This is a genomic window from Micromonospora sp. WMMD754, from assembly GCF_049315235.1.
Taxonomy (GTDB): Bacteria; Actinomycetota; Actinomycetes; order Mycobacteriales; family Micromonosporaceae; genus Micromonospora; species Micromonospora sediminicola.
This window is the reverse complement of sequence record NZ_CP186058.1, coordinates 1,335,008-1,350,540: the sequence shown is the minus strand read 5'-3', so window position 1 is coordinate 1,350,540 and position 15,533 is coordinate 1,335,008. Positions and strand designations below refer to the sequence as shown.

Annotated in this window: 16 protein-coding genes; 8 read left to right on the top strand and 8 right to left on the bottom strand. The window is 73.5% G+C overall.

The genetic code is table 11. The features are described 5' to 3' along the window. Positions 1-8: 8 nt before the first annotated feature. The 3 genes from ACN27B_RS06375 to ACN27B_RS06365 all read right to left on the bottom strand — a co-directional run bounded on the left by ACN27B_RS06375 (position 9) and on the right by ACN27B_RS06365 (position 3,268). Entirely contained in the window at positions 9-734 is a 726-nt protein-coding gene (locus tag ACN27B_RS06375) for a methyltransferase domain-containing protein (protein ID WP_099163571.1), read from the bottom strand. A gap of 540 nt (positions 735-1,274) precedes the next feature. Beyond that, complete coding sequence (locus ACN27B_RS06370) at positions 1,275-1,592, bottom strand: hypothetical protein (protein WP_091569484.1); 318 nt, start codon at positions 1,590-1,592, stop codon at positions 1,275-1,277. 38 nt (positions 1,593-1,630) lie between these two features. Next, entirely contained in the window at positions 1,631-3,268 is a 1,638-nt protein-coding gene (locus ACN27B_RS06365) for an ABC-F family ATP-binding cassette domain-containing protein (RefSeq protein ID WP_422743891.1), read from the bottom strand. A gap of 85 nt (positions 3,269-3,353) precedes the next feature. Between ACN27B_RS06365 and ACN27B_RS06360 the strand changes: the two genes are divergently transcribed. From ACN27B_RS06360 to ACN27B_RS06350, 3 genes are all read left to right on the top strand, one after another. Next, positions 3,354-4,124 carry an ROK family protein gene (locus ACN27B_RS06360; protein ID WP_099163573.1) on the top strand — a complete coding sequence of 257 codons (771 nt, stop codon included), beginning with the start codon at positions 3,354-3,356 and terminating at the stop codon, positions 4,122-4,124. A gap of 86 nt (positions 4,125-4,210) precedes the next feature. Beyond that, complete coding sequence (locus tag ACN27B_RS06355; RefSeq protein WP_091569498.1) at positions 4,211-4,573, top strand: tetratricopeptide repeat protein; 363 nt, start codon at positions 4,211-4,213, stop codon at positions 4,571-4,573. Between the two features lie 56 nt (positions 4,574-4,629). After that, positions 4,630-4,884 (top strand): Smr/MutS family protein, encoded by a 255-nt coding sequence (locus tag ACN27B_RS06350; RefSeq protein ID WP_013288724.1) that lies wholly within the window; start codon positions 4,630-4,632, stop codon positions 4,882-4,884. A gap of 21 nt (positions 4,885-4,905) precedes the next feature. Here the strand turns inward: ACN27B_RS06350 and ACN27B_RS06345 are convergent, their stop codons facing one another. The 4 genes from ACN27B_RS06345 to ACN27B_RS06330 form a co-directional block, all read right to left on the bottom strand. Further along, complete coding sequence (locus tag ACN27B_RS06345) at positions 4,906-5,355, bottom strand: GNAT family N-acetyltransferase (protein WP_099163574.1); 450 nt, start codon at positions 5,353-5,355, stop codon at positions 4,906-4,908. Positions 5,356-5,435: 80 nt separating this feature from the next. Further along, entirely contained in the window at positions 5,436-6,176 is a 741-nt protein-coding gene (locus ACN27B_RS06340; protein ID WP_422743887.1) for a hypothetical protein, read from the bottom strand. A 97-nt stretch (positions 6,177-6,273) separates the two neighbouring features. After that, a complete protein-coding gene (locus ACN27B_RS06335; RefSeq protein WP_422743885.1) occupies positions 6,274-6,876 on the bottom strand; it encodes a dihydrofolate reductase family protein in 603 nt (200 codons plus the stop codon). Positions 6,877-6,962: 86 nt separating this feature from the next. Then, positions 6,963-7,559, bottom strand: coding sequence for a TetR/AcrR family transcriptional regulator (locus ACN27B_RS06330; protein WP_099163577.1), 597 nt, complete (start codon positions 7,557-7,559; stop codon positions 6,963-6,965). A gap of 118 nt (positions 7,560-7,677) precedes the next feature. Here ACN27B_RS06330 and ACN27B_RS06325 point away from each other — a divergent pair, with 118 nt between their 5' ends. Then, positions 7,678-8,535 carry an SDR family oxidoreductase gene (locus tag ACN27B_RS06325; protein WP_422743883.1) on the top strand — a complete coding sequence of 286 codons (858 nt, stop codon included), beginning with the start codon at positions 7,678-7,680 and terminating at the stop codon, positions 8,533-8,535. 20 nt (positions 8,536-8,555) lie between these two features. Here ACN27B_RS06325 and ACN27B_RS06320 read toward each other — a convergent pair whose 3' ends face one another. Beyond that, positions 8,556-10,937 (bottom strand): M28 family peptidase, encoded by a 2,382-nt coding sequence (locus ACN27B_RS06320; protein ID WP_422743881.1) that lies wholly within the window; start codon positions 10,935-10,937, stop codon positions 8,556-8,558. A 297-nt stretch (positions 10,938-11,234) separates the two neighbouring features. On the opposite strand from ACN27B_RS06320, the gene ACN27B_RS06315 reads away from it, so the two are divergent. The 4 genes from ACN27B_RS06315 to ACN27B_RS06300 are packed head-to-tail and all read left to right on the top strand — an operon-like array spanning position 11,235 to position 15,495. Beyond that, positions 11,235-12,446 carry a PP2C family protein-serine/threonine phosphatase gene (locus ACN27B_RS06315; RefSeq protein ID WP_091576921.1) on the top strand — a complete coding sequence of 404 codons (1,212 nt, stop codon included), beginning with the start codon at positions 11,235-11,237 and terminating at the stop codon, positions 12,444-12,446. Positions 12,447-12,474: 28 nt separating this feature from the next. Then, entirely contained in the window at positions 12,475-14,244 is a 1,770-nt protein-coding gene (locus ACN27B_RS06310; RefSeq protein WP_422745858.1) for a sensor histidine kinase, read from the top strand. After that, positions 14,241-14,693 carry a response regulator gene (locus ACN27B_RS06305; RefSeq protein ID WP_091569521.1) on the top strand — a complete coding sequence of 151 codons (453 nt, stop codon included), beginning with the start codon at positions 14,241-14,243 and terminating at the stop codon, positions 14,691-14,693. The genes ACN27B_RS06310 and ACN27B_RS06305 overlap by 4 nt, the downstream gene beginning before the upstream one ends. Further along, positions 14,686-15,495, top strand: coding sequence for an inositol monophosphatase family protein (locus tag ACN27B_RS06300; RefSeq protein WP_422743878.1), 810 nt, complete (start codon positions 14,686-14,688; stop codon positions 15,493-15,495). The genes ACN27B_RS06305 and ACN27B_RS06300 overlap by 8 nt, the downstream gene beginning before the upstream one ends. Positions 15,496-15,533: the final 38 nt, after the last annotated feature.

Below are 15,533 nucleotides of genomic sequence, written 5' to 3'. Positions count from 1 at the left end.
TGGTGGGGTCAGTCGAAGAAGCGGGCCAGGTGGGAAAGGGGTGGGGCGGGGGCGTCGGGGGGTAGAGGGGTGAGGTCGGCGAAGACGGAGGCGCCGTCGCAGCCGACGTGCAGCGGATACCAGCGCGGGGTGCCGGGCGGGCGCTGACCGCAGATGCCCTTGAACGTCTGCACGTCGAGCAGGCGGACGTGGGTCGGGTCGGCGACCGCGTTGACGTGCCGCCACCAGGGGCTCATCACGTGCAGCACCCCGCCCGGTCGGAGCACCCGGTGGCACTCGTCGAACAGCGGCAGGAAGTCGATCAGGTGCTCGACGATGTGCACCGCGAAGAACACGTCGACCGAGTCGTCGCGCAGCGGCAGTGAGCCGGCGAGGTTGGCGACCGCGTTCACCCCGGGCGCCGGATAGATGTCCAGCCCCAGGTTGCCCGGCCACTGCTTGGTCGCCCCGCAGCCGAGGTCGACCACCACCGGCGGCCGGCCGGCGACGCCCACCCGGCACCACACGCCGAGCACCCCGGACAGCCGGCCGATCATCTCCCGGACCAGTCGCAGCTCCGCCGGGTCGGCGACCTCGCCGGTCAGGTGTGCCACCCCCCGGTCGAAGCTCACCTCCACGGTCACCCCGCGCAACCGCTCGTCGTGCCGGGCCATGTCGGCCCACGCCTCGGCGAGGAAGCCGTCGGCCTGTCGGAGCCGCTCACCCGAGAGCGCGGCCTGCCCCATCGCCACCATGTGCCACCTCCGGCGGCGCGTTACCCCCAATTCGCCCCGATACACGCCCACCAGGCGCTGCCGACCGATGCCCGGATGCACCCGGGCCGTCACCGACCGCGCGAGGAGCCGCCCGGCCGTCCGACCCCGAGCGCGACCGTAGGCCCCTCCGCCGCGCCCGCATCACCGGGCGTCGGCTTACCCGTCCGGGCCTGCCGCGCCGACGAATTCCTCCAGAGGTGGTCTGCCCGGCCGGGTGCGTCGCGCCGACGAGGGCCCTCGACGCTGTTTCCTCCCGGCGGCGGCTCGCTCGCCCGGGTGCGTCGCGCCCACGAAGGCATTCCCCCTGACAACGATATGACTCAGAGTCATAAATATGACCAGGAGTCATATCGCTCCCGGGGCCGGTAGTCACCCGCCGGCCAGCACGAGCCGTTTCCGCATGCGCACTCCCTCGCCCTCGACGATGACCAAGGAGTTTGTGTCGAGAGCGGCCTGCCCCGCTGACGCAAACTCCTTGATCACCGCCGGGACGGGGGGAGCGGAAGGGAGGGGAGGGGGTCAGGTGGGGAGGGTGCGGCGGGGGGTTCGGGAGCCGCGCATGCGCTGGCGAGGTTGTGCCGGGGCCGTCTTCGGGCGCTTCAGGTGGTAGCGGTGCAGCTCGGCGTTGCCGGGCAGCGACGGGTCCTCGCTCATCGCGACCAGCTCCCAGCCCTGGTCGCCGGCCCGGTTCAGGTGGGCCAGCGCGGTGTCGCCGTAGGGCGTCACGTCGATCATGGAGCCGTCCGGGCCGTACCAGATGAAGACGATCTCCCAGCCGGTGTCCGTGGTCGCGGCCTGGCGGCGGCGGACCAGCAGCGCGTACTCCCACTTGAGCATGGGCTCATTGTGACCCCGCGCGCGCCGGTCGGCACGGATCAATCCTCGGCGATCCGCCCGTCGGCCACGCGCAGCCGCCGGTTCACGCTCACCGCGTCCAGCATCCGCCGGTCGTGGGTCACCAGCAGCAGCGTGCCCGGGTAGGTGGCCAGCGCCGACTCCAACTGCTCGATCGCGGCCAGGTCGAGGTGGTTGGTCGGCTCGTCGAGCACCAGCAGGTTGACGCCGCGCCCCTGGAGCAGGGCCAGCGCGGCCCGGGTCCGCTCGCCGGGGGACAGCGTCGCGGCCGGCCGCAGCACGTGGTCGGCGCGCAGCCCGAACTTCGCCAGCAGCGTCCGCACGTCCGCCGGGGCGAGATCGGGTACGGCGGCACCGAACGCGTCGAGCAGCGGCTGGTCGCCGAGGAACAGCCCCCGGGCCTGGTCCACCTCGCCCACCACCACGCCCGGGCCGAGCGCGGCGTGGCCCTCGTCCAGCGGCAGCCGGCCGAGCAGCGCGGCCAGCAGCGTGCTCTTGCCGGAGCCGTTCGCCCCGGTGATCGCCACCCGGTCGGCCCAGTCGATCTGCAGGTCCACCGGGCCGAGCGTGAAGCCGCCCCGGCGTACGACCGCACCGCGCAGCGAGGCCACGACGGCGCCGGCGCGGGGCGCGGCGGCGATCTCCATCCGCAGCTCCCACTCCTTGCGCGGCTCCTCGACCACCTCCAGCCGCTCGATCAGCCGGGCGGTCTGCTTGGCCTTCGCGGCCTGCTTCTCGGTCGACTCGGTCCGGAACTTGCGGCCGATCTTGTCGTTGTCGGTGGCCTTGCGGCGGGCGTTCTTCACGCCCTTCTCCATCCACGCCCGCTGGGTCCGGGCGCGCGCCTCCAGGTCGGCCTTCGTGTCGGCGTACTCCTCGAACTCCTCGCGGGCGTGCCGGCGCGCCACGGCGCGCTCCTCCAGGTAGGCCGCGTAGCCGCCGCCGTACTGGTTGACCTGCCCCTGGTGCAGGTCCAGCTCCACGATGCGGTTGACCGTGCGGGTGAGGAACTCGCGGTCGTGGCTGACCAGCACGGTGCCGGCGCGCAGCCCGGTGACGAACCGTTCCAGCCGGTCCAGCCCGGCCAGGTCGAGGTCGTTGGTGGGCTCGTCGAGCAGGAAGATGTCGTAGCGGCTGAGCAGCAGCGAGGCCAGCCCGGCCCGGGCCGCCTGCCCGCCGGACAGGCCGGTCATCGGGTGCTCCAGCTCGACGTCGAGACCCAGCTCGCCGGCGACCTGCGCGGCCCGCTCCTCCAGATCCGCGCCGCCGAGGTCGAGCCACCGTTCCAGGGCGGTCGCGTACGCGTCGTCGGCGCCGGCCGCCCCGGCGGTCAGCGCCTCGGTGGCGGCGTCCAGCGCGGCCTGCGCGTCGGTCACGCCGGTGCGCCGGGCCAGGAAGTCCCGGACCGTCTCACCGGGCCGGCGCTCCGGCTCCTGCGGCAGGTAGCCGACCGTGGCGGTGGGCGGGTTCAACGCCACCGAGCCCTGCTCGCGGGGTTGAAGGCCGGCCAGCGTCCGCAGCAGCATGGACTTGCCGGCGCCGTTGACCCCGACCAGGCCGACCACGTCGCCGGGCGCGACGACCAGGCTCAGGTCGGAGAAGAGAAGGCGGTCACCGTGGCCGGCGGTGAGATCCTTGGCGATCAACGTGGCGCTCATCAGGGAACCGAGCCTACCGGCGGGCGCATCCGGATTACCGTGACCCGCGCTCGGGGCGACGCTCGTCTGAGGGAGACTCACAGCCGTGGCGACCACACTGGCGATCGACTGCGGGGGCGGCGGGATCAAGGCCTCCGTGCTGGACGCCGCCGGGACCATGCGGGCCCGACCGTTGCGCGTGCCCACGCCGTACCCCCTGCCCCCGAGCCTGTTCGTGACGACGCTGCTTGATCTCGGCGCCCGGCTGCCCGCGGCGGACCGGCTCACCGTCGGCATGCCCGGCATGATCCGGCACGGCGTGGTGGTGGCCACCCCGCACTACGTGACCCGCTCCGGGCCGCGTAGCCGCGTCGACCAGGACCTGGTCGCGGAATGGTCCGGGTACGACGCGCGCGGCGCGCTGGCCGAGGCGTTCGGCGTGCCCGCGCTGGTGCTCAACGACGCCGAGGTGCACGGTGCCGGCGTGGTCGCCGGCACCGGCTGCGAGCTGGTCCTGACGCTCGGCACCGGGCTGGGCAGCGCGCTCTTCGACGGCGGGGTGCTCGCCCCGCACCTGGAGCTGTCGCACGCGCCGGTGCGCTGGAACACCACCTACGACACGTACGTGGGGGAGCCGGAGCGGCGGCGCCTGGGCGACGCGTTCTGGTCCCGGCGGATCCGGCAGGTGGTGGACGGCCTGCGGCCGGTGTTCCGCTGGGACCGGCTCTATCTCGGCGGGGGCAACTCGCGGCTGATCCGGCCGGAGCAGGTGGCGCGGATGGGGGACGACGTCGTGGTCGTCCCGAACACGGCTGGAATCGTCGGCGGTGTCCGGGCCTGGGACCTGGTGGGCGACCGGTACGACCCGACCCCCTGATCTTCACCCCGTGGAACACTCGCGCTCGCGCCGGTGTTGTGCCAGCGTCGGACAAAGGGCTGACGCGACACGAGGAGGTGGGTCGAGTGGACCTTCTGGCGGAGTACCGGCGGGCGACCATGTTCTTCGACTCCGGGGACCCGACCGGGGCGGCCCGGCTGCTCGAACCGATCATCGAGGCGGAGCCGGACAACTCCTCGGTCCGTCAGCTGCTGGCCCGGGCGTACTTCCAGTCGGCGCAGCTCAACCGCGCCGAGGAGCAGTTGCGCGAGCTGGTCGACCGGGACCCGAGCGACCACTACGCGCACCACGTGCTCGGCCGCACGCTGGAGCGGATGAACCGGCCGGCCGACGCGCTGCGGCACCTGCGGATCGCGGCGGCCATGTACTCGACGAACACCGACTACACCACGGCCCTGCGCCGGGTGGAGGGCAAGGTCGGTCGTTGAGCCCCGTCGAAGGGCAGCCCGGGTGGGCTGCCCTTCGACGTACCTAGGATGGACTGGTGAAGCTGAAGCTCGATCTCCACGACATCTACAACAAGGGCCACGACATCGACCGCGCGCTGCGCGGGATCATGGACGAGGCCGTGGCGAAGAAGGCCACGCTCGTGGAGATCATCCCGGGCAAGGGCTCCGGCGCGCTCAAGAAGAAGGTGCTGCGCTTCCTCGACCAGAAGGACGTCAAGCAGCTCTACCACCGGGTCGAGAAGGACTCGAAGAACTTCGGCCGCCTCTTCGTCCACTTCCGCTGGAAGTAGCCTGACGGCCGCTCTCGTGCGTCAGAGGTCGCGGACGGCGACCGTCTGGCCGCCGCTGCGCTCGCCGGTCAGCCGGAAACCCAGCTTCAGGTAGAACGGTTCCGGTCCGCCGGGCCGGGGCTCCCAGGTGACGTACGCCCGGTCGCCGCCCCGGGCTTTGATCTCCGCGCACACCGCGTCGACGGCGAACCGGCCGTAGCCGTGGCCCTGCGCGTCGGCCGCGATGTTCAGCCGCCAGAGACCGGCCCGTACGTCGTCCGGGCGGTCATTCCACGCGATGTCGAAGAACGCCATCAGGAAGCCGACGAGCCGGTCCCCGTCGTAGATCACCCTCGGCCAGGCGTGCTCCGGGAAGACGTACGCCTCGGCCAGCGACTTGACCACCGGTGCCACCAGATCCTCCTGGTCTGGGCGGACCGACAGCGCGAGGGCCGCCTCGTAGTTGTCCGGGGTGATCGTCTCCAGTCGCATGCGGCGCAGCGTAGCGAGCGGGTATGCGCCCGGCGACCGGGTATTCCTGGACCGCGTCCGCACAGCCGGCGACACTCGTTTCAACCGGCGGCCCCGCGCAGGTGGGTGAGCAGGCGCCGGTACTCGTCCGGCGTCCCGATGGCGGGGCGGTGCTGCGGGTGGGCGACGTAGTGGCTGATCACGGTGGTGAGGAAGCGGGCGTCGACGCTGTCGACGGGCAGCCTGGCGCGGCGGCCCACCACCAGGCCGTGCCGCCGCACCAGCTCGGGGTTCGCGATGGTCAGTGGGAGCCGCATCGGCGACCGGCCGGCGTCGCGGGTCGTGCCGGCGGCCGGCCGGGCCTCCCACGGGACGGTGCGCGACCCGAGGAGCCCTTGCACGCGTACGCCCTCCGGGTCCAACCGCACGTCGTGCCCGCGCCACGCCGCCCGGACCAGCAGCGCGATCAGCCCGAGCCAGAGCACTCCCAGGACGGCGTCGACCGTGGTGTCGATGCCCGCCTCGGCGGAGCGCAGGTATGAGCCGACGGTCGTGGAAGCCTGTCCGAGGAGGCCCAGGGTGAGCAGGACTCGCCACCCCGCCACCGGTGGGGTGAAGGACGGTGGCCGCGGCGACACCACCAGCGCGGCGGGCCGGTTTCCCAGCGTGACGATCGCCAGGACCAGGGCGGTCAGGGCGAGGGCGAGGACCGGGAGGAGCACCGCTCGCGCCAGGTCGGGCGCGTACCCCATCGCGACGGCGTTCCCGCCGGCCAGCAGCAGGCCCACCGTCAGGACGGGACGTCGGTGCCGCGCCACGGCGGTCGAGATCGTGTCGATCACGCCCGTGACCCTACGATCCGGCGGCCACCCGCAGGCGGGACGAGGGGGTGGGGGTCCCGGTCACGCGGACCCCGCCCCCTCGGCGAGCTGGTGTCGATCAGGCCGGACGTCGTACTCGGTAGGCCAGGTGGGTGACCCCGGTGCCCTCGACCACCCGGAACGGCCCGTCGAACTCCACCGGCGCGATGCCCAGTCCGGAGAAGAACGGGATCCCGTCGCCGAGCAGCACCGGCACCAGGTCCACGTGCACCTCCTCGAGCAGCCCGGCCTCCAGCACCTGCCGGGCGATCGTCCCCGCGTTGACCCCGACCTCCTTGTCGCCGGCGAGGGAACGGGCCCGGGCGATCGCCGCCTCGATGCCGTCGGTGACGAACACGAACGACTCACCCTCGGGCTCCCAGCCGTCCGGCACCCGGTGGGTCACCACGACCACCGGCTTGTCCATCGGGTGCCGCCCGCCCCAGCCGTTGGTCAGGTCGAACAGGGTACGGCCGACGACCAGCGCCCCGGTGCGCTCGACCAGGGCGCGGATGTGCGCGGCGCTGGCCGCCGAGGTCCGGAACGTCATCTCCGGGTTGGCGGTCGGCACCTCCACGTCGCCGTTGCCGTACCACTGGAAGAGGTGCGCGAACCCGCCGTGCGACGGGTCCGCGACGTAGCCGTCCAGGGACATGGTCGCGCCGGTGGTCACCTTGCTCATCGTGTGCTCCTCGGGTCGCGTGAACCAGCTTTCACCCGGGGGTAGAAGCCGACCGGCCGTTCCTCGACATCCCGGCGGAGAAAAGTTCAGCGGCGGGGCCGTAGCCCGTCGAGCGCGGTGGCGACGAGGCGGTCGGTGTAGTCGGTCGTGAGTGGTCCGCCGCGGTGGAGCCAGCGCTGGAACAACGGCCCCCAGATCAGGTCCACCGCGACGTCGAGGTCGAGGTCGTCGGCGATCTGCCCGGCCAGTTGGGCGCTGCGCAGGCGCTGCCGCTTGGCCTCCCGCAGCGGCCCGTCCAGTCGTTGCGCGTACGTCGCCGCCAGATCGGGGTCGTGGGCGATCTCGGTGGCGAGCGCGCGCATCGGTTGCTCGTACCGGGGATCGGTCAGCTCGACGACGGTGGCGCGGAGCACCTCGGTCAGGTCGGCGGTCAGGTCGCCGGTGTCCGGCAGCCGGATCGGCTCGCCCTCCGCGCCTTCGCTGAGCATGAGGAAGGCGTCGAGGACGACCGCACCCTTGGACGGCCACCAGCGGTAGATGGTCTGTTTGCCGACGCCGGCGCGGGCGGCGATGCCCTCGATGCTGAGCTTCGCGTACTCGACCTCCTGGAGCAGGTCGAAGGCGGCGGTGAGGATGGCGCGGCGGGAGGTCTCCCGCCGGCGGGCCGTGTTCGGCGGCGTCATGGGCGGAATCCTATCAGTGAGACGAACCGTCTCGTCTTGACGGAGGGGTGGGGTCGGGCTAGCCTCGGGCCAGTAACGAGACGGACCGTCTCGTCTCATTGATCGAGGGAGCCCTCGCATGCCGACCCCGTCCGACGCCACCCCCCGCACCTGGTTCATCACCGGCGCCAGCCGCGGCCTGGGCCGTGCCTTCGTCGACGCCGCGCTCGACCGGGGCGACCGGGTGGTCGCCGCCGCCCGGACCATCACCCCGGACGCCGTCCACGCGCGGCACGGCGACCGGCTGCTGACCCTGCCCCTCGACGTCACCGACCGGGCGGCCGTCTTCGCCGCCGTGGCCACCGCGGTCGAGCGGTTCGGACGGCTCGACGTCGTCGTCAACAACGCCGGCACCCTGTCCATGGGCATGATCGAGGAGTACACCGAGGCCGAGGCGCGGGCCCAGTTCGAGGTCAACGTCTTCGGCGCGTTGTGGGTCAGCCAGGCCGTGCTGCCCCACCTGCGCGCCCAACGGTCCGGTCACATCGTGCAGGTCTCCAGCATCGCCGCCCTCGCCGGCTTCCCGAGCACCGGCATGTACAGCGCGAGCAAGTTCGCGCTGGAAGGCATGAGCGAGGCCCTGGCGATGGAGGCTGCGGCCTTCGACGTCAAGGTCAGCATCGTGCAGCCCGGCGGCTACTGGACCGACCTCTACACCAGCATGACGACCACCACCCCGGTGGAGGCGTACGCGCCGCTGCGCGCCGAGCTGGAGCGACAGTGGGCGGCCGGCTCCGTCGACAGCGAACCCCGGCTGGCCGCCGAGGCGCTGCGGCACCTGGTCGACAGCGACGACCCGCCGCTGCGGCTGCTGCTCGGCAGCATGGTCTACGACCTGGCGTTCGACATCTCCCGCCGGCGGATGGACACCTGGGCGGGCTGGGAGCGGGTCAGCCGGGCGGCGGAGCAGGCGGTGGCGGCCCCCGCCGGCACCTGACGCCGACGGGGGCCGCGCCGCTAGAGCGGGTAGGTGCGTGCCACCGCCAGCATCTCCGAGCTGTGCGAGCCGACCACGCCCACGCCCGCCGGCCGGGCCCGGAACCCGGGCAGCGCGGACAACCCGTCGCTGGCGTCCATCGCGCGCAGGTTCACCGGACCGCCGCCGGTGGTCGCCAGCGTCAGCGTCACCTCGACGCCCTCCGGCGGCGGGGCGTGGAAGACGATCCCGAAGCCCCACCGGCCCTCGCGCGCCTTGACCGGCACCTCCCGCCCGGCCACCGACGCGGCCCGCACGGTCGCGGTGGTGGTGTCCACGTGCAGCGTCAGCAGCCGCACCGGCCGCTGCGGCGTGACCCGCACCCGCAGTGTCCGCTGGTCGCCGGCGCGGGTGTCGGCGAGCGTCTCCAGCTTCGGCGCGGGCAGGGACGCCGCCTGCGCCGGCCCGGCCCGCAACTCGCCGTCGCCCAGGCCGGGGAAGTCGTCGGCGACCGAGACGCTCCGGTCGACGTACCCGTCGGTCCAGGGCTGCGGCGCCTCCTCGTGACTGAGCCAGGCCGCCTTGCCGGTGCCGGCGTCCAGCGCGTACATCAGGTGGGTCGGCACGGGGTGGTCGGCGTCGAAGCGGTCCACGGAGAAGCCGACCCCGGCGAGCACCACCGCGGCCAGCGCGGCGGCCGTGGCGGGCAGCGCACCGAGCCGGCGGGCCCGCAGCGCGAGCAGGCCCCGCTGGCCGCCCGCCTGCGGGTGCAGCAGGTCCACCACGGGCAGCGCGGCCAGGCCGAGCAGCACCGCGACGAGCGCGGCCACCGCGCCCATGCCCATGCCGAGCGCCGGGAAGAGCAGCACCACGGTGGGCAGCAGGATGACCACGGCCACCGCGGCGGCCAGGGTCACCGCGACCACCGGCCACGGGCCGTCGCGCCGGGTGGCCAGCGCGGTGAGAGCGGCGACCGCGCCGGCCAGCGCCGGCACTGTCGTCAGGTACGCCCCGCCGGGCACCAGCACGGCGAGCAGCACCCCGAACAGGGCCAGCCAGGTCAGCCCGCCGAACGCCAGGGCGGCCGGGCCGACCCGGCGGCGGCTCAGCGCGTACCAGCAGAGCAGCACCGCGGCGGCGAGCGCCACCACGGCGAGCCGGTACCAGACCGGACGGTACGGGTCGAGCAGCTCCGCGTATCCGGGGCGGACCGTGGTGATGGCGGTCCAGAGCAGCCAGGCGCCCAGCGGGGCCACCACGAGCGGCACCAGGGTCAAAGCGACGCCGGCGGCGAGCGTGCCGGCGGTGGCCCGCCCGCGGCGGCGCAGCAGCCAGCCGAGCGCGCCGACCGCGAGCAGCGCGACCACGGCCAGCGGCAGGGTCAGCCAGCCGGGATAGCGGACCAGGCCGCCGGGCACCGGGAAGTAGGTGTCGTCGTGGCCGGCGCGCAGGTCGCCCAGGTCGGTGCGGCCGAACTCGCGGGCCAGGCCGAGCGCGTTGTCGCCGTGCATCTGGAGGCTGCCCCGGTCCATCCGGGCCGGCACGTCCAGCGGCGTGTGGTAGATCGCCCCGCCGTCGATGTAGGCGGAGTTCAGCCCGATGAACTTCTGGTCGAGGAAGGCGGTGAAGTCGGTGTCGTTGGGCAGCGCCCGGTAGATCTCCACCGCGAACGAGGTGCCCACCGGGTGCGGGGCGGCCCGACCGAAGACGTCCACCAGCTTCGCGTTGTTCCGTGAGGTCTCGAACATGATCACCGGGCCGGTGGAGCCGCGCGCCTCCAGGTTGAGCACCACCCCGCCGTCGGCGGCCAGCGGGTGGTCGGCGGCGAAGCCGGCGGCCCCGCACAGGCACGCCTCCTCCGCGTCGGTGAGCACGAAGACCACGTCGTTGCGGGGGCGCGGGCCGGTGGCCAGCGCCCGGGCCACCTCCAGGATGGTGGCGGTGCCGGCGGCGTCGTCGTTGCCGCCGGGCCCGGTCTGCACCGAGTCGTAGTGGGAGACGAGGAAGACCCTGCCGGTCGGGTCGGTGCCGGGGAGCCGGGCCACCACGTTGCGGACCCGGGCCAGCGTCGCCCCGCCGGCCGCGCCGCTGAGCTGCCCGGCCTCGGGCGCGACCGCGTCCTGCACCTGCGTATCCAGGCCCAGCCCGCGCAGCGTGCCCACCAGGTGCTCGCGTACCCGGTCGTTGGCCTCGCTGCCGGCCACGTGCGGCCGGGCGGCGATCACCTCCACGTTCCGGTACGCCCGGGCGGCGCTGAACTCGTCGGCCGGCGCGCTCGCCGGGCGCGGCGCCGGGGTGGACAGGTCGAGCAGGACGCCCGCCCCGACGGCGAGCAGCGCGACCAGCGCGGCGACGGCGGCGGGCAACCGGCGGCGCGGCTTGGCCAACGCCCGGTCGGCGGGGCGGGTGGGGGGTGCGCCCACGGGGACTCCTCGGGGTGGATCTACGGGGGTGGGCATCATCCTGCACCCCCGGGCCTCGCGGCGGCACCACCCGGTCGGTGCCTTGCCGCCCTGGCACCGCTCCCGGCGTAACATCGGGGGTCGGCCGTGCCGCTGTCCGGGTGGAAGGGGTTCACCGCCGACCCGTGCCGACGGCGGTCGTGTGGTGTGCGACCGTTTGTCTTAGCCTGGATCGCCCACGGCGCCCGGAAGGAGCCCGACATCACCAGCGAACTCCCGCGCCTCGCGGCGGTGACCCGGCCGCACGGGGGGAGCAGCGTGCCGGGCTCCGTCGTCGTGCCCCGGGCCGGCGCGGGGCTGCACGGCGGCCTCCCGCCGGGCGAGCGGCTGCGGGTGCTGCTGGTCGAGGACGACGAGGGCGACGCCTTCCTGGTCGGCGAGCTGCTCGCCGAGACCAACTCGATGATCGACCTGCTGGTGGCGACCAGCCTCAGCGAGGCCCGACAGCGGGTGATGGGCGTGGACTGCGTCCTGCTCGACCTGGGCCTGCCGGACGCGCAGGGCCTGGACGGGCTGCGCCGGGTGCTGGAGATGGCCAGCGGCGCCGCGGTCTGCGTGCTGACCGGCCGCTCCGACGAGCACCTGGGCATCGTGGCGGTCGCCGAGGGCGCGCAGGACTACCTGGTCAAGGGTCAGGTGGACGGCGTCCTGCTGACCCGGGCGCTGCGCTACGCGGTGGAGCGCAAGCGGGCCGACGAGAACGCCCGCCGGCTGCGCGAGGTGGAGCTGCGTCAGGCCGAGTCGGCCCGCCTGGAGCGCGGCCTGCTGCCGCAGCCGCTGATGACCACCGACGAGGTCGCGGTGCACACGTTCTACCGGCCCGGCCGGCACGCCGCGCTGATCGGCGGCGACTTCTACGACGTGGTGCAGACCCGGCCGGACCGGATCGACCTGATCGTCGGCGACGTCTGCGGCCACGGGGTGGACGAGGCCGCGCTCGGCGTCGAGCTGCGCGTCGCCTGGCGGGCCCTGGTGCTGGCCGGGGTGCCCGACGACGAGGTGCTGCCCGCGCTGGAGCAGGTGCTGATGAGCGAGCGCCGGCTCCAGGAGATCTTCGCGACGGTGGCGACCGCCCGGCTCGACCTGGCGTCCGCGCGGGCCACCGTCCGGCTCGCCGGCCACCCGCCGCCGCTGCTGCTCAGCGGCGGTAAGGTCGCCCCGGTGCCGGCCAAGGGCGGCCTGCTGCTCGGCGTCCGACCCCGTCGCCCCGTCGCGTTCGACCTGGAGTTCGACACCGACGACTGGTCGCTGCTGATGTACACCGACGGCCTGATCGAGGGCCGGGTCGACGGTGGCGACGAGCGGCTCGACGTGCCGGGCCTGACCGATCTGCTCGCCGACCCGGCCAACCGGGCGGTGCCGCTGGCCGAGCTGCCCGCCTGGCTGGTCGGTCGCGCCGAGCAGATCAACGGCGGCCCGCTGGCCGACGACGTGGCGATGCTGCTGGTCACCCGGGGTGGCGGCCGGTGAGCGCGAGGGACGAGCGAAAGTGGGATCGGTGAAGGCGTACCAGCAGGGGTGGACCCTGCGGCGGCGGGTGGTCGCGCTCCTCGGCGTGGTGCTGGTGCTGCTGCTCGGCCTGGCCGCCGCGGAGGCGGCGGTCGCCGCGAAGAACCGGCAGAACATCGACGCGGTGCTGCTCAAGACGGGCCCGCTGCGGGTCCAGGCGCAGGAGCTGATGAGCGTCCTGCTGGACCAGGAGACCGCGGTGCGCGGCTACGCGGTGAACGGCGACCGCAACGACCTGGTGCCCTACCGGGAGGGCGTGCAGCGCGAGCAGACCCTGATCGCCTCCATCCGTGACCTCTCCGCCGACTACCCGGACGTGCGCCGGGAGCTGGGCGTGGTCGAGCAGCGGACCGCGCAGTGGCGCAGCCAGGTCGCCGAGCCGGTGATCGCGACCACCGAGCGCAGCGGCCCGGCCGCCGGGCAGGCGCTGATCACCGACCAGACCCGGCAGCAGTTCGACGGCATCCGGGGCGCGGTCACGACGCTCCAGGACGAGGTCCTCACCGTCCGGAAGGAGACCGCCGACCGGGTCAACGCCACCAGCAACGTGCTGGTGGTGCTGCTGATCATCGCGGCCCTGGTGGTGGCGGTGGCCGGGGCGGTCATGCTGCTCTCGCTCGACCGGATCCTGATCCGCCCGCTGGCCGGGCTGGTCGGCCAGGTGCGGGAGGTGGCCGAGGGCGACTACCAGCACCACATCGAGGGGTCCGGCCCGCCCGAGTTCCGCCGGCTCGCCGACGACATCGACCTGATGCGACAGAAGATCGCCCAGGAGCTGGACGAGGTACGCCAGGCGCGGGAGCGGATCGAGTGGGTCAACAGCCAGCTCCAGAAGCAGGCCGAGGAACTGACCCGCTCCAACCGTGACCTGGAGCAGTTCGCGTACGTGGCCTCGCACGACCTCCAGGAGCCGCTGCGCAAGGTGGCCAGCTTCTGCCAGCTCCTCCAGCGGCGCTACGCCGGGCAGCTCGACGAGCGGGCGGACCAGTACATCGCGTTCGCGGTGGACGGCGCGCAGCGGATGCAACGGCTCATCAACGACCTGCTCGCGTTCTCCCGGATCGGCCGGTTGACCACCGGCTTCACCGAGGTCGACCTGAACAAGGTGATGGGCGACGTGGCCGGGCAGACCGAGGCGGCCCGGCAGTACGCCGACGCCGAGCTGACCTGGGACGAGATGCCGACGATCCGCGGCGAGGAGCCGCTGCTGACCAACCTGCTGGTCAACCTGGTCAGCAACTCGGTGAAGTTCCGCCGCCCCGACGTGACGCCGAAGGTGCACGTGTCGGCCCGGCTGGTGGACGGCGAGTGGGAGATCAGCTGCCGGGACAACGGCATCGGAATCGAGCCGGAGTTCGCCGACAAGATCTTCGTGATCTTCCAGCGGCTGCACTCCAAGGACGCCTACCCGGGCACCGGCATCGGGCTCGCCATCGTCAAGAAGATCGTGGAATATCACGGCGGTCGGGTCTGGGTGGACACCGACGCCGAGGAGGGCACGACGATCCGGTTCACGCTGCCCGCCCTGGAGGCCGACATCGAGGCGGCCCGGGCGGCCGACGAGGCCGCGGCCGCCGAGCAAGCGGAGGCGACCGAGCCGGTGGAGGGGTCGACCGGGGACGGGGCGTCGACCGGGGAGGGCGTCGAGGACGCCGCCCCCGAGGTCGCCACTCAGCCGGACGGCCCGGTACGCGAGGAGTCGCCCGCACGGGCGGACGGACACGGTACAAACGGTGGCATGAAGGAGACGGTGGGATGACCGCGCCTGCGGACGGCAAGAGCCCGATCGAGGTCCTGCTCGTCGAGGACGACCCGGGCGACGTGCTGATGACCCAGGAGGCGTTCGAGGAGCACAAGCTCCGCAACCGCCTCACCGTCGTCTCCGACGGCGCGGAGGCGCTGGCCTACCTGCGTCGCGAGGGCCAGTACGCGGACGCGGTCACCCCCGACCTGATCCTGCTCGACCTCAACCTGCCCCGCCGGGACGGCCGGGAGGTGCTGGAAGAGATCAAGAAGGACGAGGAACTGCGCCGGATCCCGGTCGTGGTGCTCACCACCTCGCAGGCCGACGAGGACATCCTGCGCAGCTACCAACTGCACGCCAACGCCTACGTGACCAAGCCGGTGGACTTCGAGCGCTTCATCTCGGTGGTCCGCCAGATCGACGAGTTCTTCGTCAGCGTGGTCAAGTTGCCGCCGCGTGGCTGACCCGCTGCTGGACGACGTCGCCGCGCTGCTGCGGGAGGCCGCGGCCGACGTCGTGGTGCCGCTGTTCCGCCGGCTCGACGCGTCCGACATCTCCGAGAAGGCGCCCGGCGAGGTGGTGACCGTCGCCGACCGCGAGGCCGAGAAGCTGATCTCCGAGGGGCTGCGGCGGCTGCGCCCCGGCTCGGTCGTGGTCGGCGAGGAGGCCGTCGCCGACGATCCCGACCTGCTGCGGCACCTGCACGGCACCGGCGACGTCTGGCTGGTCGACCCGGTCGACGGCACGTCCAACTTCGCCGCCGGCCGGCAGCCGTTCGCGCTGATGGTGGCGCTGCTCACCGACGGCGTACCGGTGGCCTCCTGGGTCTACGACCCGCTGGACGGCACGATGGCGGCCGGCCGGCTCGGCGCGGGCACGACGCTGGACGGCACGCCGGTGCGGGCCGCCGGGTCGGCGCCGGAGGCGGGCGCGCTGCGCGGCACCGCGATGACGAAGTTCCTGCCGGCGGACTTCCGCCGCGACGTCGAGGCCGGCGGTCGGCGGCTCGGCGAGCTGCTGCCCGGCCAGCACTGCGCCGGCCGGGAATACCTGGACATCCTCACCGGCGCCCAGCAGTTCGTGCTGTTCTGGCGCACCCTGCCCTGGGACCACACCCCCGGCACGCTGCTCGTCCGAGAGGCCGGCGGGGTGGCCCGCCGCTTCGACGGCACCGACTACCACCCGGCCGACGAGGGCCGGGGCCTGCTGGTCGCCGCCAGCGAGGAGATCTGGGACGAGGTGTACGCGGCGCTGCTGTCCCGCTGATCGGCGCTGGGCGACGACCGCGACACGCTGCGTCGACG